The sequence below is a fragment of the Actinomadura fulvescens genome (assembly GCF_039533225.1).
GTDB lineage: Bacteria > Actinomycetota > Actinomycetes > Streptosporangiales > Streptosporangiaceae > Spirillospora > Spirillospora fulvescens.
Genome location: NZ_BAAATD010000001.1, coordinates 781,758 through 798,793 on the forward strand (window position 1 = coordinate 781,758; position 17,036 = coordinate 798,793).

18 protein-coding genes are annotated in these 17,036 nt (G+C 71.8%); 9 read left to right on the top strand and 9 right to left on the bottom strand.

Going from position 1 to position 17,036, the window contains the following annotated elements; all coding sequences use genetic code 11:
• Position 1: 1 nt before the first annotated feature.
• Both ABD333_RS03655 and ABD333_RS03660 read right to left on the bottom strand, forming a co-directional pair.
• A complete protein-coding gene (locus ABD333_RS03655) occupies positions 2-721 on the bottom strand; it encodes a metal-dependent hydrolase (RefSeq protein ID WP_344537635.1) in 720 nt (239 codons plus the stop codon).
• Between the two features lie 163 nt (positions 722-884).
• A complete protein-coding gene (locus ABD333_RS03660; protein WP_344537637.1) occupies positions 885-1,241 on the bottom strand; it encodes a winged helix-turn-helix transcriptional regulator in 357 nt (118 codons plus the stop codon).
• An 89-nt stretch (positions 1,242-1,330) separates the two neighbouring features.
• On the opposite strand from ABD333_RS03660, the gene ABD333_RS03665 reads away from it, so the two are divergent.
• Positions 1,331-1,954 (top strand): NAD(P)-dependent oxidoreductase, encoded by a 624-nt coding sequence (locus ABD333_RS03665; RefSeq protein ID WP_344537639.1) that lies wholly within the window; start codon positions 1,331-1,333, stop codon positions 1,952-1,954.
• Between the two features lie 48 nt (positions 1,955-2,002).
• On the opposite strand, the gene ABD333_RS03670 is transcribed toward ABD333_RS03665, so the two are convergent.
• Genes ABD333_RS03670 through map form a run of 3 tightly spaced genes read right to left on the bottom strand, consistent with a single transcriptional unit; the run spans position 2,003 to position 4,689 of the window.
• Positions 2,003-3,040, bottom strand: a complete 1,038-nt coding sequence (locus ABD333_RS03670) for a DNA polymerase ligase N-terminal domain-containing protein (RefSeq protein ID WP_344537640.1) — start codon at positions 3,038-3,040, stop codon at positions 2,003-2,005.
• Positions 3,041-3,097: 57 nt separating this feature from the next.
• A complete protein-coding gene (locus tag ABD333_RS03675) occupies positions 3,098-3,784 on the bottom strand; it encodes a ComEA family DNA-binding protein (protein ID WP_344537642.1) in 687 nt (228 codons plus the stop codon).
• Between the two features lie 53 nt (positions 3,785-3,837).
• A complete protein-coding gene (gene map, locus ABD333_RS03680) occupies positions 3,838-4,689 on the bottom strand; it encodes a type I methionyl aminopeptidase (RefSeq protein WP_344537643.1) in 852 nt (283 codons plus the stop codon).
• A gap of 67 nt (positions 4,690-4,756) precedes the next feature.
• Between map and ABD333_RS03685 the strand changes: the two genes are divergently transcribed.
• A complete protein-coding gene (locus ABD333_RS03685) occupies positions 4,757-4,954 on the top strand; it encodes a hypothetical protein (protein WP_344537644.1) in 198 nt (65 codons plus the stop codon).
• An 8-nt stretch (positions 4,955-4,962) separates the two neighbouring features.
• Here the strand turns inward: ABD333_RS03685 and ABD333_RS03690 are convergent, their stop codons facing one another.
• Together ABD333_RS03690 and ABD333_RS03695 are read right to left on the bottom strand one after the other, a co-directional pair.
• Positions 4,963-5,865 (bottom strand): cyclase family protein, encoded by a 903-nt coding sequence (locus ABD333_RS03690; protein ID WP_344537646.1) that lies wholly within the window; start codon positions 5,863-5,865, stop codon positions 4,963-4,965.
• A 48-nt stretch (positions 5,866-5,913) separates the two neighbouring features.
• Complete coding sequence (locus tag ABD333_RS03695) at positions 5,914-6,522, bottom strand: hypothetical protein (RefSeq protein WP_410558583.1); 609 nt, start codon at positions 6,520-6,522, stop codon at positions 5,914-5,916.
• A 75-nt stretch (positions 6,523-6,597) separates the two neighbouring features.
• Between ABD333_RS03695 and npdG the strand changes: the two genes are divergently transcribed.
• From npdG to ABD333_RS03715, 4 genes are all read left to right on the top strand, one after another.
• On the top strand, positions 6,598-7,290 hold the full coding sequence (npdG, locus tag ABD333_RS03700; protein WP_344537648.1) for an NADPH-dependent F420 reductase: 693 nt from the start codon (positions 6,598-6,600) through the stop codon (positions 7,288-7,290).
• Between the two features lie 56 nt (positions 7,291-7,346).
• Complete coding sequence (locus ABD333_RS03705) at positions 7,347-8,423, top strand: potassium channel family protein (protein WP_344537650.1); 1,077 nt, start codon at positions 7,347-7,349, stop codon at positions 8,421-8,423.
• Positions 8,424-8,485: 62 nt separating this feature from the next.
• Positions 8,486-8,842: a hypothetical protein gene (locus ABD333_RS03710; RefSeq protein WP_344537652.1), complete on the top strand. Its 357-nt coding sequence runs from the start codon at positions 8,486-8,488 to the stop codon at positions 8,840-8,842.
• A complete protein-coding gene (locus ABD333_RS03715; RefSeq protein ID WP_344537654.1) occupies positions 8,842-9,579 on the top strand; it encodes a hypothetical protein in 738 nt (245 codons plus the stop codon). The genes ABD333_RS03710 and ABD333_RS03715 overlap by 1 nt, the downstream gene beginning before the upstream one ends.
• Before the next feature lie 59 nt (positions 9,580-9,638).
• Here the strand turns inward: ABD333_RS03715 and panB are convergent, their stop codons facing one another.
• Complete coding sequence (panB, locus tag ABD333_RS03720; protein ID WP_344537655.1) at positions 9,639-10,487, bottom strand: 3-methyl-2-oxobutanoate hydroxymethyltransferase; 849 nt, start codon at positions 10,485-10,487, stop codon at positions 9,639-9,641.
• 199 nt (positions 10,488-10,686) lie between these two features.
• Here panB and ABD333_RS03725 point away from each other — a divergent pair, with 199 nt between their 5' ends.
• The 3 genes from ABD333_RS03725 to ABD333_RS03735 all read left to right on the top strand — a co-directional run bounded on the left by ABD333_RS03725 (position 10,687) and on the right by ABD333_RS03735 (position 15,213).
• On the top strand, positions 10,687-12,264 hold the full coding sequence (locus tag ABD333_RS03725; RefSeq protein WP_344537657.1) for an MFS transporter: 1,578 nt from the start codon (positions 10,687-10,689) through the stop codon (positions 12,262-12,264).
• A 62-nt stretch (positions 12,265-12,326) separates the two neighbouring features.
• Positions 12,327-12,941, top strand: coding sequence for a TetR/AcrR family transcriptional regulator (locus ABD333_RS03730; RefSeq protein WP_344537659.1), 615 nt, complete (start codon positions 12,327-12,329; stop codon positions 12,939-12,941).
• A 163-nt stretch (positions 12,942-13,104) separates the two neighbouring features.
• On the top strand, positions 13,105-15,213 hold the full coding sequence (locus ABD333_RS03735) for a SpoIIE family protein phosphatase (protein ID WP_344537660.1): 2,109 nt from the start codon (positions 13,105-13,107) through the stop codon (positions 15,211-15,213).
• A gap of 11 nt (positions 15,214-15,224) precedes the next feature.
• On the opposite strand, the gene ABD333_RS03740 is transcribed toward ABD333_RS03735, so the two are convergent.
• Complete coding sequence (locus ABD333_RS03740; protein ID WP_344537662.1) at positions 15,225-17,018, bottom strand: NAD+ synthase; 1,794 nt, start codon at positions 17,016-17,018, stop codon at positions 15,225-15,227.
• Positions 17,019-17,036 lie beyond the last annotated feature (18 nt).

The window sequence follows — 17,036 nt, forward strand, 5'->3', positions numbered from 1 at the left end:
GTCAGCCCGTGCGGTTGAGCCAGTCCGCGGCCACGTCGCCGAGGATCGAGCGTACGGCGAGGATCGCGACGCCCAGGCTCAGCAGCGGGGCGACCACGAAGCGCTCCACCTTGCCGTCCGTGCGCGGGATGACCGGCATCTCCACGCGCGACTTGAGGGGCCAGAAGACCGGGCAGCCGCGTGGTGTCAGGCAGTCTCCGGCGACGTGCGCCAGGCAGCCGAGCGTCACCGCGAAGCCGACGAAGCTCATGTCGAGATCGTGCATGAGCCAGACCGTGATGCCCGCGAGGGCGCAGTCCATCAAGGCGGACTGCGGCTCCTTGCCCTCGAAGTCGAAGCCCACGCCGCGCAGGCCGAGACCGACGATCATGAACAGGCAGGCCCACCAGGCGTAGACGTAGTGGGTGGCGAGGGCGTCCATGGCCCAGCCGATGAGGACCGCGAACAGGATCGAGTGGGTGGCCATCCGGTGCCCGCCGGCCAGCTTGCCGATCCACTTGCACATGACGTTCGTGATCGGGCCGAAGGTGTTGGCGATGCGGCCGTTGTGGTGATCGATGTCGGGAAGGAGCGCCGCGCCCGCGCAGACGACCGCGCCCGCGAGCACCTGCTGGGCGGACAGCGACACGGCGTAGTCGTGCAGGAGTCTCTCCTGGCTGATGACCGGTACGGCGGCCATCCAGGCCAGCGCCCCGCTGAGGGCGTGCGTTCGCCCCATCATGCGAGCTTCACCCGCGTATTCACCTTTTTCATCGCCACGGCCGGACTCTAACCGGATGGTGATCGCCACCGGCGACGGCGCGCCGGTCGCGAGTGTCACCGATTTGAGGTGGCCGGGGGCGGTGCCGGTTCCAGCCCGGGGGGATCGGGTTGGCGCGGGCGGATCAGCTCTGCTCGTGGGTGGAACGGGCCGCCATGACCTCGTGCACGTTCTCCTCGGCCCAGTCGGCGATGGCCTGGATGGGCCGCTGGAGGGAGAGGCCCAGCGGGGTGAGCTCATACTCCACGCGGGGCGGCACCTCCGGGAAGACCCGCCGGGTCAGCAGGCCGTCGTGTTCCATCGCCCGCAGGGTCTGGGTAAGGACCTTGGGGGTGACGCCGCCGATCGTGTCGCGGAGCCGGGTGAAGCGGCGTGGCCCCTCACGCAGGCTCAGCACGACCAGCACCGACCACTTGTCGCCGATGCGGTCGAGGATCAGCCGGGTGGGGCAGTCGGGGTCGAACGCGTCTCCGTGCAGCATGGTTTCCAGAGGATACCAATTGCCGTTGAAGTAACCAGTATCAAATAGATACTTTTGGCTCCGCAACGACGTTCACGGAGGTCAGAGCCATGAGAATTCTGCTGATCGGCGCCACCGGCATGATCGGAAGCCGGGTCGCCGCCGAGGCCCGCGACCGCGGCCACGAGGTCACCGGCACCACCCGGGGCGGGGCCGAGGGGACCGCGACGCTCGACGCCGCCGACGCCGCGGGCGTCGCGGCGCTCGCCGCCGGGCACGACGCCGTCGTGCTGGCGATCGCGCCGCCGCGCGACGGCTCGGACGCCGCCGGCCCGCTCCTCGCCGCCGGTCGCGCCGTGCTCGACGGCGTCCGCGAGGCCGGCGTGCGGCGTCTGGTCGTGGTGGGCGGCGCCGGGAGTCTGGAGGTCGCGCCGGGCGTCCGGCTCGTCGACGATCCGCACTTCCCGGAGGCGTACAAGGCCGAGTCGCTGGCGCAGGCGGAGCTGCTCGATCTGATCCGGAAGGAGGCGGGCGACCTGGAGTGGACCTACCTCTCCCCACCGTCGATCATCGAGCCGGGGGAGCGCACCGGCACGTTCCGGCTCGGCGGCGACCAGCTGCTGACCGATGCCGAGGGCGGCAGCCGGATCAGCGCCGAGGACTACGCGATCGCGCTCGTGGACGAGCTGGAGAACGGGAACGCGGTCGGCCGCCGCATCACGGTGGCCTACTGACGGCCCGACTCGACGGCCCGTCCCTGACGGGGCCGTCCCTGACGGGCCCTACTTGACGGGGATGTAGCGCCAGGCGTCGTTCTCCTCGCCCGGCGTGTACGGGGAGTCCAGGCGCTTGGCGAGCATTCCGGGCAGTCCCTGGTCCCGCGCCGCCTGCCGCACCGCGTCGCCGTCGCCGGGAAACCACGGAGTGGTCTGCCAGCGCGGCCCCGAGAGCTCCAGCTCGTCCAGCCGCCCGCGGCGCTCCTCGTAGGGCAGGTCGAGCAGCGGATGCCCGTCCAGATGCAGCAGATCAAAGATCAGATAGGTCTCGCGGCCCTCGACCTGCGCGAGCTCGCCGTCCAGCAGCGCGGGGCGGGCCCCCAGCGCCTCCCCGAGCTTGGAGCCGAGCCCGGCGGGGCCGCCGACCTCGCCGGCCCGCCCGTCGGTGAAGCGGGTGCGGCCGCCCGAGATGTAGGCGAGCAGCCGGCGGCCTCCCCACGCGAACTCGAAGCCGTGGGCGCTCTGGTCGCGCGGCAGGCGGCGGCCCTCGGCGGCGCGCATCGGCCGCAGCCTCTCGGGCAGCGGCTCGGCGTCCGGGTCCGCGGGCGGGTCCATCCGGTGGATCATCCAGTTCTTGCCGCGGGTCCTGAACAGCACGTACTTGCCCGACACCCGTGATCCGTGCAGCACGATCATGACCTCGCGCTCGGACCACTTCTCGGTCTCGTACCTCCCGCGGTCCCAGATCGTCATCGTCCCGGCGCCGTACTCCCCCCGCGGGATGTCGCCCTCGAACGTGGCGTACTCCAGCGGGTGGTCCTCGGTGTGGACGGCGAGGTGGTTGACCTTCGGGCTCGGCGGGATGCCCTTGGGCACCGCCCACGAGACCAGGACGCCGTCCCGTTCCAGCCGGAGATCCCAGTGCAGGCTGCGCGCGTGGTGCTCCTGGATCACGAACGTGTCGTTCTCGCCCCGGGGGAGCGCGTCCTCATCCGCCGGCACCGGCTCGGGGGTCTTGCCCGCGTCGCGCTTGCGCCGGTACTCGGCGAGCGGATCGCCGTCCTCGCCTTTCTTCTTCGTGCTCTTCGTGTTCTTCGCGGCCACGCACGCTTCCTACCCCGGAATCGCCGAGTCCTGCGTCGCGACCGGCGGCGGACGACGTCAGCGGATGAAGACGGCGTAGTCGGCGACGTCGGCCGTGAGGGACGGCGGCAGGCCCGCCACCGCCGACAGCTCCTCGGCGGACATGAACCCGCCGGTCTCGGCGCGCACCCGCTCGATCCGGACGGCGAGCTCCGGGGTGATGCCCGGCAGCAGCGTGAGCGCCTCGGCGGGCGCGTGGTTGACGTCGATCAGGCCGCCGTCGTTGTACTGGCGCGGCAGGTCGGGACGGCCGATGCGCAGCTCGCGGGCGAGGCCGGGATCATCGAGGGCCAGCTTGCGCGCCTTGTCGCGCAGCAGCCGCTGCCGCCGCACCCGCTCGATGACCGCGTCGTTGTCGACGCCGGAGAGCCCGTCGGGGTCGAACACCCGGCGGCGGATCAGGAAGGCGTGCCCGCAGCCGACGACGGCCAGCACGAACATGAGGATGCCGATGACGCGCCGGGTGCCGTCCTCCTCGATGTCCGGCATGAGCACGAGCAGCAGGGTGAACGCCGAGATGTAGGCCGCGGACGCCGCCAGGAGGTGGGCGCTGCGCCGCCAGAGCGCCGCCGCGGCGAAGGTGAAGGGAGTGGCGTAGCCGAGGGTGAGGAACGGCAGCGCCGCCCAGGTCACGCTCAACGCCGCCTTGCCCGGCGGCATGCTGTCGGAGGGGACCCGTGGTTCGTACGGCGCTGGGGCGTTCATCGAGCGATCTCCCGAGCCGGTATGGGTGATTTTGTTGGTGGGGCGGGGCGGAGTCAGGGGAGGGTCAGGATCTCGTGGCCCCCCTCGGTGACCAGGATCGTGTGCTCGAACTGCGCGGTGCGCCTGCGGTCCTTGGTGACGACCGTCCAGCCGTCGTCCCACATGTCGTAGTCGTGGGTGCCGAGCGTGAGCATCGGCTCGATGGTGAACGTCATGCCCGGCTGCATGATCGTCGTGGCGTTCGGGTCGTCGTAGTGCGGCACGACCAGCCCGGAGTGGAACGTGGTGCCGATGCCGTGGCCGGTGAAGTCGCGCACCACCCCGTACCCGAACCGCCTGGCGTACGACTCGATCACGCGGCCGATCACGTTGAGCGCGCGGCCCGGCGCGACCGCCTTGATGGCGCGCGCCGTGGCCTCGCGGGTGCGCTCGACCAGCAGCCGCGACTCCTCGTCGACGTCGCCGCACAGGAACGTGGCGTCGGTGTCGCCGTGCACGCCGTCGACGAACGCCGTGATGTCGATGTTGACGATGTCACCGTCGCGCAGCACGGTGTCGTCGGGGATGCCGTGGCAGATCACCTCGTTGATCGAGGTGCACAGCGACTTGGGGAAGCCGCGGTAGCCGAGCGTGGACGGGTAGGCGTCGTGCTCCAGCAGGAACTCGTGGCCGATGACGTCGAGCTCGTCGGTGGTGACGCCGGGCCGCACATGCCGGCCGACCTCCTCCAGCGCCTGCGCGGCGATCCGGCCGGCCACCCGCATTCGCTCGATGATCTCGGGCGTCTTGACGTCCGGCTCGCCCGTCTTGGGACGCTTCTTGCCGACGTACTCCGGCCGCGCGATGTGGGCGGGAACCTTGCGCATGGGCGACACGCGGCCGGGCCGGAGTAGTTGGGTCGTCATATACCTGGAGTGTAGTCAGCGGATCGGGGCACCAATTCGGAGCGGGGCCAAGATCGGAGGATTTGGGATGAGCGACACGGGCAACGACGGCGACTGGTGGTTCTGCCTCAAACATATGAAGGTCGAGCACGGTGCGGGGTGTCCGAACAAGGACCGAATGGGGCCCTACCAGAGCAAGTCAGAGGCGGCCAACGCCCTGGCGACGGCCCGCGAGCGCAACGAGGCCTGGCGCAAGCAGGACGCGACCTTCGAGGGAGACGACTAGGGCGGGCCTCAGCCGATGACGGCGTAGGCGCGGACCGTGAACGAGGACATCCCCTCGACCGCCGGCGGTGCCGCGTGGAAACGGAAGCCGTCCGGCGGCAGCCGGTCGAGCCCGGTCAGGTGTTCGACGATCGGGATGCCGGCGGCCAGCAGCGTGGTGTGCGCGGGCCGCGCGGGGTCGGCGGTGGAGTCGATGTTGACCGTGTCGATGCCGACCAGCGCGGCGCCGTGCCCGGCGAGCCAGGCGGCGGCGTCCGCGGTGACGTACGGGTGCCCGCCCGAGCCGTAGGCGGCGGTGCCCCAGTGCCGGTCCCAGCCGGTGTGGATGATCACCGCGCGTCCGTCCACGTCGTACGGGGCGAGCACGGCGGTGTCGATCGCACCGCCCTCGGTGACCCGTACCACGACGCCGTCGAGGTCGGCCAGCCGCGCCAGCGGCAGTCCCGCCACGTCCGCCCCGTCGGCGAACCGGTGGTTGGGGCTGTCCACGTACGTGCCGGTACCGGAGACCATCGTGATCTGGTCGAACTGGAAGCTGGTGCCGGGGGCGTAGCGCGCGGCCGACTCCGCGCGGTTCAGATGGTCGCCGATCCGCGGTCCCGGCAGGCCGGGCGTGGTGATCACGCCGTCCCGCAGGACGTGCGAGAGGTCGACGACGCGCCGTTCCGCGGGCCGGGCGGTCTCCACCCCGCGCGAGCCCTTGTGCGGTTCGGCCAGCACGGTCCTGTTGCTGATCGTGACCGTGTCGACCATGAGCAGGCCCAGGTGCCGGACGAACAGCGCGGCGAGGTCGTCGTCGGAGATCGTGTTCCCGGGCAGGTCGAGCCGGAACTCCCGGACCCGCAACCCGCCGCCGTTGCGGAACGTGACCTCGGCGTCGAACTGTGCCCGGAATTCGGTTGAGTCGCTCATAAGGTGCATTGTGCCTGGTGGGGCGCCAGAGACCGGCGGCGGAGCCCGTCAGCGGGGGTGCGGCTCGTCGGGGACGGTACCGCTGATCTTGTCGAGCACGCGGGCCAGCCGCTCGCGCAGCCCGAGGCCGCGCCGGGCGGGCGAGGCGTCCTGCCCCGCCGCCGCGCTGACCAGGTGCTGGGCGCCGTCGAAGGAGACGAGCGCCTCCTGCGGCGACACTGTGAGCGCCTCGTGCGCGAGGCCCTGGAGCTCGCGGTCTCCGCCGTCGAGCGCCAGGATGACCGCGCCGGTGCGGCGGGCGTCGTCGACGCGTTCCAGCAGCGGGACGGGTGCCTCCTCCTCCGCGACCACGAAGAGCGTCTCGCCGCGCTGGGCGCGTTCGAGGCGCTCAAGCCCCACCCGCAGGTGCGGCGGCGCGTCCGGCGGCGGCGACCAGCGCACCAGCGTGGGGGACAGTTCGGGCATCGCCCCGAGGCGGCTCTCGTCGTCGAGGTGGGCGGCCAGGTGCCAGGGGTCCTCGGCGGGGGTGCCCACGAGCAGCAGCCCGCCCGGGGTGCGGGCGCTGACCCGCAGCGCCCGGCCGAACTCGGCGGTCCGTTCCAGCCACCCGGTGGCGGCCAGCACCTCTCGCAACAACGTCACCTGCTCGGCGTCCACGCGCTCCATCGTGCCCCACCCGGCCCGGGGAGGGCGGGGGAATCGGGTTCCGGCCGGCCTGGCAGACTCGTGACCATGACTGAGCAGCAGACGAAGACGCCCTACGACCTGCCCGACGTGAGCGGTCTGACCATCGGCATTCTCGGTGGCACCGGCGACCAGGGCGGCGGCCTGGCGCGGCGCTTCGCGCTGGCAGGGCACCAGGTGATCATCGGTTCGCGCAAGGCGGAGCGCGCCCAGCAGGCGGCGGACGCCCTGGGCGAGGGGCTGCCGGTCCGCGGCGCGGAGAACGCGGTCGCCGCGAGCGAGTCCGACGTCGTGATCGTGGCGGTGCCGTGGGACGGGCACAAGGCCACGCTGGAGTCGTTGCGCGCCGAGCTGACGGGCAAGATCGTCGTTGACTGCGTGAACCCGCTGGGCTTCGACAAGAAGGGCGCGTTCCCCCTGCCGGTCGAGGAGGGCAGCGCCGCCCAGCAGGCCGAGGCCGTGCTGACCGGCAGCCGGGTCGTCGCCGCGTTCCACCACGTGTCGGCCAAGCTGCTGCTCGACCCCGAGGTCGACGAGATGGAGCTGGACGTGCTCGTGCTCGGCGACGACCGCGAGGCGACCGACCTGGTGCAGGCCCTGGCCGGCCGTATCCCCGGGATGCGCGGCGTCTACGGCGGCCGGTTGCGCAACGCGCACCAGATCGAGGCCTTCACCGCCAACCTGATCTCCATCAACCGCCGCTACAAGGCGCACGCCGGGCTGCGGGTCACCGACGTGTGATCTTCGTTATCGCGTAACCCGGGATTTTCGCCGCCCGACTCAGTACGGTGCTGATCGTGGGCGAGGGGGAGAACGGCACGCGGCGTCCGCGCGTACTGCTGCCCTCGCCCAAGATCGGACCGCTGCGCTCGGTGCTCTACCGGCTCGGCATCGCCACCGCCCTGCTGCTCTCGGTGGTCGCGGCCGTCTACCTCGACCGCGACGGCTACAAGGACAACAACGGCGGGACGCTGTCGCTGCTCGACTGCTTCTACTACTCCACGGTGACCGTCTCGACGACCGGGTACGGCGACATCGCGCCCGTCACCCCGCTCGCGCGGCTGGTCAACACCGTCTTCATCACGCCGGTACGGGTGCTGTTCCTCATCGTCCTCGTCGGCACGACCCTCGAGGTGCTCGCCGAACGCACCCGCCAGGACTGGCGGCTGTCCCGCTGGAGGCATCGGTTGCGTGACCACATCGTGGTGGTCGGCTACGGCACGAAGGGCCGCAGCGCCATCAAGACCCTGCTGAGCACGGGCGTCCCCCGCGCCTCGATCGTCGTGGTGGACCCCGACCCGCGCGCGGTCGCGGAGGCCGCCGAGGCCGGATTCGTCGGGGTCGTCGGAGACGCCACCCAGAACTCGGTGCTCCGCCAGGCGTCGGTGCACCTGGCCAAGGAGATCATCGTGGCCACCGCGCGCGACGACACCGCCGTGCTGGTCACGCTGTCGGCCCGGCACCTCAACCCGGGGGCCGGGATCCAGGCGTCGGTGCGGGAGTCGGAGAACCTCCAGCTGCTGCGGCAGAGCGGCGCCGACCACGTCATCACCTCGTCGGAGGCGGCCGGGCGGCTGCTCGGCGTCTCGACCTCGCAGCCGAACGTCAGCGAGATCATGGAGGACCTGCTGGAGCAGGGCAGGGGCCTGGACCTCGTCGAGCGCGAGGTGCGGGTCGAGGAGCTGGGCAAGCCGATCCGTGCCGTCCGCGAGCCCGCCCTCGCGCTGATCCGCGACGGCCGGACCCTGCCGTACGACTCCAAGGCCTGCCGCGAGCTGAAGCGCGGCGACCGCCTGATCGTGGTCAGGTCGGCGCCCGCGGACCCGGAGGCCGGCCAGGACGAGCCGGCGTCGAGCGGACGAGACGGCGCATGACCGAGCGGAACGCCCTCGGGCCTTCGCGCGTCGTATCATCTGAGTTGACAGGGCAGGTGGACATGAGGCAGAAGCGCTCGGCCGATCCGTGGAGCACGTTCCTGACCACTTCGGCGCGAGGCGGTGGCGCCTCCGCTTCGGCCGAACGGCACGTACCGTTGGCCGAGCCCGCTCCCGGGCGGGGCCATCCGGCCGGCGGCGGTGACCCCGCCGACCTGCCCGACGGCTGCCGCCGCGTGCTGAGCCAGCTGGACGCCGTCAACGCGCCGCAGACGCTCGAAGAGATCCACCACGGCACCGGGCTGGGACTGCTGGAGGTCGCCGAGGCGGTCGAGGCGCTGCGCGACCGCGGCCTGGTCGCGGTCGAGCGGGAGGTCGACGAGGTCGTCCGCCGGACGGGCGGCAGCGGGCCGGTCTGATGGCCGGCTACCTCGTCACGATCGCGCTGAGCTGTCTCGTCGGGGTCGCCGAGCTCATCAGCCGCTATCGCGATCACCCCGGCAAGCTCGTGCGCGTGCCGAGCACCTGGGCGTACGTGCTCATCAACGGCGCCGCGGGCGCGGGCTCGCTGCTGCTGCTCCACACGTTCGACTGGAGGCTCGGCGTGCCGTCGCCGGAGATGGCGGGCGCCGCCCAGGTGCTGGCCGCCAGCCTCGGCTCAATGATGATCTTCCGCAGCGCGGTGTTCACCGTGCGGGTCGGCGACGAGGACGTCGCCGTCGGGCCGAGCACCCTGCTCAGCGCGCTGCTGGCCGCCGCCGACCGCGGCGTCGACCGCATGCAGGCGAAGGTCCGGGCGAACGAGGCGGGCGACATCATGAGGGACATCTCGTTCGCCAAGGCCCGGCTGGCGCTGCCCACGTACTGCCTCGGGCTGCTCATGAACGTCTCGGCCGAGGACCAGGCCGCGCTGCGCACCGCCGTGGACGCGCTGGGCGGCACCGACGAGATGACCGACCGGCAGAAGGCCCTCAACCTCGGGCTGCTGCTGATCAACGTCGCGGGCCCGGACGTCCTCAAGGCCGCCGTCGAGACGCTCAGGTCCGAGATCGAGGTCGACGCCGTGTCCGGGAACGGGACGCGCGTGCCCCCGCCGCGGCGCGAGCTCCCCGACGGCGAACCGCAGCGCGATCCGGTTCGTTCCAACCCCGACTGAACGCCAGAACGGCCGGGGGAGTGCCCCGGCCGTTCGTGTGTCGTGTATGCCGCGTGGTGTCAGTGGTAGGCGTGCTCGGAGGTGGGGAAGGTGCCGCCCACGACCTCCTCCGCGTACTGCCGGGCCGCGTCACCGAGAACGGTCTGCAGGTCGGCGTACTTCTTGACGAACTTCGCGGTGTGCGGGGTGAGCCCGGCCATGTCCTGCCAGACCAGCACCTGCGCGTCGGTGTTGTCGCCCGCCCCGATGCCGATGGTCGGGATGGACAGTGAGGCGGTCACCTTGGCGGCGAGTTCCTCGGGGACGCATTCGAGCACGACGGCGAACGCCCCGGCCGCTTCGAGGGCCTTGGCGTCGGCCATGAGCTCGTCGCCGGCCTGGCCCCGGCCCTGCACGCGGTAACCGCCGAAGACGTTGACCGACTGCGGCGTGAGACCGAGGTGGCCCATCACCGGGATGCCGGCGGCGACCATCGCCTCGGCCTGGGGAAGGACGCGGCGGCCGCCTTCGAGCTTGACGGCGTGGGCGCCGGTCTCCTTGAGGAAACGGGTGGCGGTGGCCAGGCCGTCGGCGACGCCGGTCTGGTACGAGCCGAACGGCAGGTCCGCGACGACCATGGCGCGCTTGGAGCCGCGGACCACGGCGGCGGTCAGCGGGATCAGGTCGTCCACGGTGACGGGGATCGTCGAGTCGTAGCCGTACACCACCATCGCGGCGGAGTCGCCCACGAGCAGCACGGGAATCCCGGCCTCGTCGAAGACCCGGGCGGTGAGGGCGTCGTACGCGGTGAGCATCGGCCACTTCTCGCGCCGCTCCTTGGCGGCGGCGATGTCGCGTACGGTGACCCGTCGGTTGCTCTTGCCGCCGTACAGGGCGGTCGGCTGAGCCAGGGGTGCAGAAGAAGACACGCTGAACCTCCAGTCTCGAGGCGCCACGGTGGCGTACCCGGACGGAACCGATGATCCCACTGTCCCAACGATTCGGGAACCCTCCCGAATTCCCCGATAATATCGAAACGATACGGTTGCGTATCGCTAAGACCGGGAGTACTTTGATTCGAAACGCATCCGTATCGCTGGATCTTCCCGAAAGATCCGAGGGAGTGCAGTGGATCAAGAAAACATCCAGCGGCGCCGCTGGGCCGTCCTGGGCGTGCTGACGTTCAGCCTGCTCGTCGTCGTGCTCGACAACACGATCCTCAACGTGGCGCTCAAGACCATCGCCGATCCGGACCAGGGGCTCGGGGCGACGCAGAGCCAGCTCGAATGGTCGATCAACTCCTACACGCTGGTCTTCGCGGGGCTGCTGTTCACGTTCGGCGTCATCGGTGACCGGCTCGGCCGCAAGCGCGTCCTCATGGGCGGCATGGTCGTCTTCGCCCTCGCCTCGCTGGCGTCGGCGTACGCGCAGACGCCCGAGCAGCTGATCTGGGCCCGCGCCCTGATGGGCCTCGGCGGCGCCGCGATCATGCCGCAGACGCTGTCGATCATCACCAACGTCTTCGAGCCGCACGAGCGCGGCCGCGCGATCGGCATCTGGGCCGGCGCGGTCGGCCTGGCCGTGGCCATCGGCCCGGTCACCGGCGGCCTGCTGCTCGCCCACTTCTGGTGGGGCTCGGTGTTCCTCATCAACGTGCCGGTCGTGGTGGTCGGCCTGCTGCTGATGGCGTTCCTCGTGCCCGAGTCGCGCAACCCGCTGCCCGGCGGCCTCGACCCCGTCGGCGTGCTGCTGTCGATCATCGGTCTGGTGGCCGTCTCGTACGGCATCATCCAGGGCGGCGAGCGCGGCGAGTGGCTGACGCCCCCCGTGCTCGGCCCGATCGTGCTCGGCCTGGCCGTGCTCGGGCTGTTCGTCTGGCACGAGGCGCGTACCGAGCACCCGGCGTTCGACGTGCGGCTCTTCCGCGACCCGCGCCTGTCCGCCGCGGTCGCGTCCATCGCGCTGTGCTTCTTCGCCGCCGCCGGGGTGTTCTTCTTCACCAACTTCTACATGCAGTCGGTGCGCGGGCTGAGCCCGCTGCAGTCGGGCCTGATGGTGCTGCCGTTCGCGGCCGCGCAGCTGATCTTCTCGCCGCGCAGCTCGACCATGGTGCGCCGGTTCGGCGCCAAGGCGGTCTGCACCACCGGCCTCCTCATGGTCGCCGCGGCCCTGGCCGGCTACCAGTTCGTGGACGAGACCAGCCCGCTGTGGGTGCTCGGCGTGATCTTCTTCGTGCAGGGCGCGGGCATGGCCAACGTGATGCCGCCCGCGACCGAGTCGGTCATGTCGGCGCTGCCGAAGGAGAAGGCCGGAGCCGGATCGGCCATCAACAACACCGCCCGGCAGGTCGCGGTCGCCCTCGGCGTCGCCGTGCTCGGCTCGGTCGTCGCCTCGGTCTACCGCCAGGACCTGTCCGAACGCCTCGCGACGCTGCCGCCGGACGCGCGCGAGGTCGCGGGCGAGTCCGTCGAAGGCGCGGGCCACGTCGGCGCCGGAATGGGCGCCGCCGGCCAGGGCCTCATAGACTCGGCGCACCACGCGTTCATGCACGGTATGCATGTCGCCGCCGTCGCCGCGGCCGTGATCGCCTTCGCCGGCGCGATGGTCGTGCTCAAGTGGATGCCGGGTCGCGGCGCCGCGCTCACCCCCGAGGCAGGGCAGACTGGTGACGTGGAGCTCCAGGAGCGGGAGACCGCCGGAGTATGACCCGGCCAAGCGAGGCCGTCCGTTGAGAAGGGCGGCCCGCCGGGGCGTAGCGGGAGGCTGTAGTGGCAGGGACTGAGACCGTGCGGCAGCGCCCGGGGGCCGGCAGGCCGCCCGGGCGGCCGCGCAGCGAGCGCGCCGAGAAGGCGATCCTGGAGGCGACGCTCGACCTGCTCGCCGCGGAGTCCGGCGTGGCCGGCGTCTCCATCGAGGCGGTGGCCGCCCGGGCCGGCGTCGGCAAGACCACGATCTACCGGCGCTGGCCCAACAAGGAGGCGCTGATCGTGGACGCGCTGGCGTCGGCGAAGGGCACGATGCCCACGCCGTCCGGCGACTCCGCGCGCGACGACCTGCTGGCGATCGCCCTCGCCATGCATGGCGAGCGGCACCGCAAGCACGCCAAGTGCTTCTGGAACGTGGTCGGCAGCGCGGAGAAGCACCCGGAGCTGTACGCCCGCTACCGGCAGGACGTGATCGAGCCGCGCCGCGACGTCATCCGCGCGGTGCTGCGGCGCGGCGTCGGGACCGGCGAGCTGCGCGCCGACCTGGACGTCGAGGTCGCGCTCGCGATGCTCGTCGGCTCGCTCAGCCTCAAGACGCCGAAGGACGAGCTGCCCGAGGGGTTCCCCGAGGCCGTCGTGGAGACCCTCCTGGCGGGAATCGCCACCTCCGGTGCCTGAACCCGGTACCTTCCCATAGCGGCGAGACCGAAAGCGGACGCAGGTCGGCGCCTATTTCGCCGCGGTAAGCGTGATCTTCTCCCCGACATCCCCTGTAATGCTCCATACTGGCGCTGGGGAGTGGTAGGAGGACCGGCAGTCTGGAGCGCCTCAGGTGAGATCCGTGATTGCGCGGCATAGCGATGCGGCCGCCACCGATTCGGCGTCGCGGACGCTCGTGCTCGGCATCGACGGTGCACAGGGCATCGTGCAGTGCGGGCCGAACGCCGAAGCCGTGCTCGGCCGTCCACCGGCCGATCTGATCGGGCGGTCCGCGGCCGACCTGGTCGACGACGAGTCCAAGAGCGAGCTCGAGGGCCTGCTGGAGGCCATCACCGCGGGTCAGGAACGCCGGGCCGTGCTGATCGTCCGGCGCGGCGACGGCACCACGACCGAGTCGGTGGTGACCGCGCAGCCGCTGGTCGGCGGCGTGGCGCCCGGTTCGGCGGCGGGCCTGCTGTACGTCCGCGTGGCGCTGCCGCTGAGCGAGCGCTACCAGGACCCGGCCCTGATGCGGCGCGCCCTCATGGACGATCCGCTGGCGCGGTTCGGCGCCTCCCTCGACCTCGACCAGACCGCCAAGGGCCTGGTCGACGTCATCGTCCCGCACTTCTGCACGACCGCGTCGGTCCTCATCCTGGAGAGCCTGGTCGCCGCCGACGAGGTGCACAGCGAGTCCGGCTCGGCGGTGCTGCGGCGCATCGCGGTGACCTCCGACGACGGCAACCCCGCGTGGACCGCGACATTCCCCGTCGGCGAGGTGCTCATCTTCCCCGAGGGCACCCCCTACCGCGAGGTGCTCGACACCGCCCGGCCCGTCCACCTGCCGCACGTGGACGTCCAGCTCGCGGGCGACATCGCCGGCAAGTGGCGCCGCGGGCCGGTGGGCCGGCTCCTCACCGGCGTCTCCATGGTCCTGCTGCCCCTGATCGCGCGTGACACGCTGCTCGGCTTCATCGCCTGCACCCGGGTGCCGGGGTTCCGCAGGTTCGACGCCTACGACGTCGAGATCGGCATGGAGTTCGCGTCGCGTGCCGCCATCGTCATCGACAACGCCCGGCTGTTCAGCCGTGAGCGCGCGACCGCGCTCACGCTCCAGCGCAGCCTGCTGCCCAACCGGCTGTCCGCGCCGTCCTCGGTCGAGGTCCGGCACCGTTACCTGCCCGGCAGCAAGCTGGTCGAGGTCGGCGGCGACTGGTACGAGTCGATCGCGCTGCCCGGCGCCCGCGTCGCGCTCATCGTCGGCGACGTCGCCGGGCACGGCGTGCGCGCCGCCGTCACGATGGGTCGGCTGCGCACCGCGCTGCACACCCTCGCCAACCTCGAACTGCCGCCCGCCGACGCGCTGCACGTCATGCACGAGCTGATGATCGAGCTGGGCGAGCAGGAGCCGCACTTCGCCACCTGCGTCTACGCGGTGTACGACGCCACCACGGGCACGATCGAGGTCGCCTCGGCCGGGCACCTGCCGCCCCTGCTCGTCGCCCCCGGCAGCCCGGGCGACTTCCTGGAGGTCCCGCCCGCCCCGCCGCTCGGCGTCGCGGGCGGCGCGACGATCGAGAGCCGCGAGTTCACCGTCGAGGACGGCAGCGTCTTCGTCATCTACACCGACGGACTGGTCGAAAACCGCGGCACCGACATCGACGACGGGCTGGCCCGGCTCAAGGGCATCTTCGGTCCCGAGAGCACCGGCCTGCCGATGGAGCACCTGGCCAAGGCGACGCTCGACGGCGTCTACGCCGACCACCACCGCGACGACATCGCGGTGCTGATCGCGCGGCTGCACCGCCTCCCCGACGATCGCTGCGCCAGCTGGAGCCTGCCCGCCGACCCGGCGGCCGTGCGCCGCGCCCGGGGCCTGGTGCGCAGCAAGCTGGACGAGTGGGAGCTCGGCGATCTGTCCTACACGACCGAGCTGCTCGCCTCAGAGCTCGTGACCAACGCACTGCGTTACGCGCCGGGCGGCCCGATCGAGCTGCGGCTGCTGCTGGAGCGCACGGTCGTGTGCGAGGTGTTGGACCGCTCCGCCGCCCTGCCGCGGCTGCGGCACGCCACCGACGACGAGGAGAACGGCCGCGGCCTGCTGGTCGTCAGCCAGCTCGCCCACCGCTGGGGCACCCGGCGCACCGCCGCGGGCAAGGTCGTCTGGTGCGAGCAGATCGTCCCGGGCGTCGACCCCGACCCCTCCGAGCCCGTCCCCGCCTGGCCCGGTGAAAACCACCACCGCGAGTAGGCGGGGGGAGGCTACTCGGCCGAGGGCTCGCGCCACCGGTTGGTGATGGGGACGCGGCGGTCGCGGCCGAAGTTCTTGGCGGTGATCTTCGGACCGGGCGGGTACTGGCGGCGCTTGTACTCGGCCAGGTCGACGAGCCGGATGACGCGTTCGACCAGCGCGGGGTCGTGGCCCGCCGCCACGAGGGCGTCGCGGCCGAGGTCGCGCTCGACGTAGTCGACCAGCAGCGGGTCGAGGACGTCGTACGGCGGCAGCGAGTCGCGGTCCTTCTGGCCCGGACGGAGCTCGGCGGACGGTTCCTTCCCGATGATGACCTCGGGGATCGGCTCCTCCGCGAACGGGTGCAGGAACGGCAGATCAGAGCCCACCTGCGCGTTGCGCCAGCGGGCCAGCGCCCACACCATCGTCTTGGTCAGGTCCTTGATCGGGCCGAAGCCGCCCGCGGAGTCGCCGTAAAGGGTCGAGTAGCCGGTGGCCAGCTCGCTCTTGTTGCCGCCGGTCAGTACCAGGTGGCCGTACTCGTTCGACAGGCCCATCCAGACGTTGGCGCGGATGCGGGCCTGGAGGTTCTCGGCGGCCAGGCCGGTGAGGTCGAGCTGCTCCTCGAACGCCTCGACCATGCCCGCGATCGGCACCACGCGCGAGTGCAGCCCCTGCCGCTTGACCAGGTCCTCGGCGTCGGTGACCGAGCCCTCGGAGGAGTAGCGGCTCGGCAGCAGCACCGCGTGCACGTTGCCCGGGCCGATGGCGTCCGCGGCGATGGTGGCGACCAGGGCCGAGTCGATGCCGCCGGACAGGCCGAGGATGCCCGAGCGGAAGCCGTTCTTGCGGACGTAGTCGCCGGTGCCGAGCACCAGCGCCGCGTACACCTCGCCGAGGTCGTCGAGCGGCTCGGACACCGACTGCGGCTCGACGGGATAGGCGGGCAGCGGCTCGGCGGACAGGACGTGGCGCTCGATCGTGATCGTGGTGCCGTCCAGCGCGTCCACCGGCACCTTGCCGGGGGCCTGCGCGGGACCGGCGGCGGGCAGCGCCAGGTCGGCGACCAGGAGGTGCTCGGTGAACTGCGGCGCGCGTGCCAGCAGGGTGCCGTCCGGGCCGACGATGATGGAGTCGCCGTCGAAGACCAGTTCGTCCTGACCGCCGACCATGTTGACGTAGGCCAGCGCGCAGCCGGCCTCCCGGGCGCGCCGCGCGCACAGTTCGAGCCGGACGTCGTCCTTGTCGCGCTCGTACGGGGAGGCGTTGACGGCCAGCAGCAGCCCGGCGCCGGCGGTCTCGGTGACGCTGACCGGGCCGCCGTCCTGCCAGAGGTCCTCGCACACCACGGTCGCGACGTCCACGCCGTGCAGCCGGACCACGGGGAGGCGGTCGCCGCGCACGAAGACGCGGTACTCGTCGAAGACGCCGTAGTTGGGCAGGTGGTGCTTGGCCGACCGGACCAGGACCTCGCCCTCGTGCAGCCACGCGGCGGCGTCGAGCGGCGACCCGGCGGGCTGCCCGGCGCGCACCAGGCTGACCGGACGGCGATCGAGGTAGCCGGTGACGACCGGAACGTTCCCGAGCCCTTCGTCGGCCAGCCGGCGCGCGGTGCGTTCCAGCGCGCGCAGCGAGCCCTCGACGAAGGACGTGCGCAGTGCGAGGTCCTCCACCGGGTAGCCGGTCAGCATCATCTCGGGGAAGGCGACCAGGTGCGCGCCCGCGTCGGCGGCGCGCCGGGTCCATTCCACGATGGCATCGGCGTTGCCGTCGAGGTCGCCGACCGTCGAGTTCACCTGCGCGAGCGCGATCCGTAGCTGTGCCACGTCCACCAGCCTAAGCCG

Excerpts from the sequence above, each read along its gene's own strand:
- ABD333_RS03685 (WP_344537644.1), top strand. The coding sequence starts at position 4,757 with ATGAGCGACACGGGCAACGACGGCGACTGGTGGTTCTGCCTCAAACAT.
- map (WP_344537643.1), bottom strand. The coding sequence starts at position 4,689 with ATGACGACCCAACTACTCCGGCCCGGCCGCGTGTCGCCCATGCGCAAG.
- ABD333_RS03675 (WP_344537642.1), bottom strand. The coding sequence starts at position 3,784 with ATGAACGCCCCAGCGCCGTACGAACCACGGGTCCCCTCCGACAGCATG.
- ABD333_RS03660 (WP_344537637.1), bottom strand. The coding sequence starts at position 1,241 with ATGCTGCACGGAGACGCGTTCGACCCCGACTGCCCCACCCGGCTGATC.
- ABD333_RS03710 (WP_344537652.1), top strand. The coding sequence starts at position 8,486 with ATGAGGCAGAAGCGCTCGGCCGATCCGTGGAGCACGTTCCTGACCACT.
- ABD333_RS03690 (WP_344537646.1), bottom strand. The coding sequence starts at position 5,865 with ATGAGCGACTCAACCGAATTCCGGGCACAGTTCGACGCCGAGGTCACG.
- ABD333_RS03655 (WP_344537635.1), bottom strand. The coding sequence starts at position 721 with ATGATGGGGCGAACGCACGCCCTCAGCGGGGCGCTGGCCTGGATGGCC.
- ABD333_RS03665 (WP_344537639.1), top strand. The coding sequence starts at position 1,331 with ATGAGAATTCTGCTGATCGGCGCCACCGGCATGATCGGAAGCCGGGTC.
- ABD333_RS03715 (WP_344537654.1), top strand. The coding sequence starts at position 8,842 with ATGGCCGGCTACCTCGTCACGATCGCGCTGAGCTGTCTCGTCGGGGTC.
- npdG (WP_344537648.1), top strand. The coding sequence starts at position 6,598 with ATGACTGAGCAGCAGACGAAGACGCCCTACGACCTGCCCGACGTGAGC.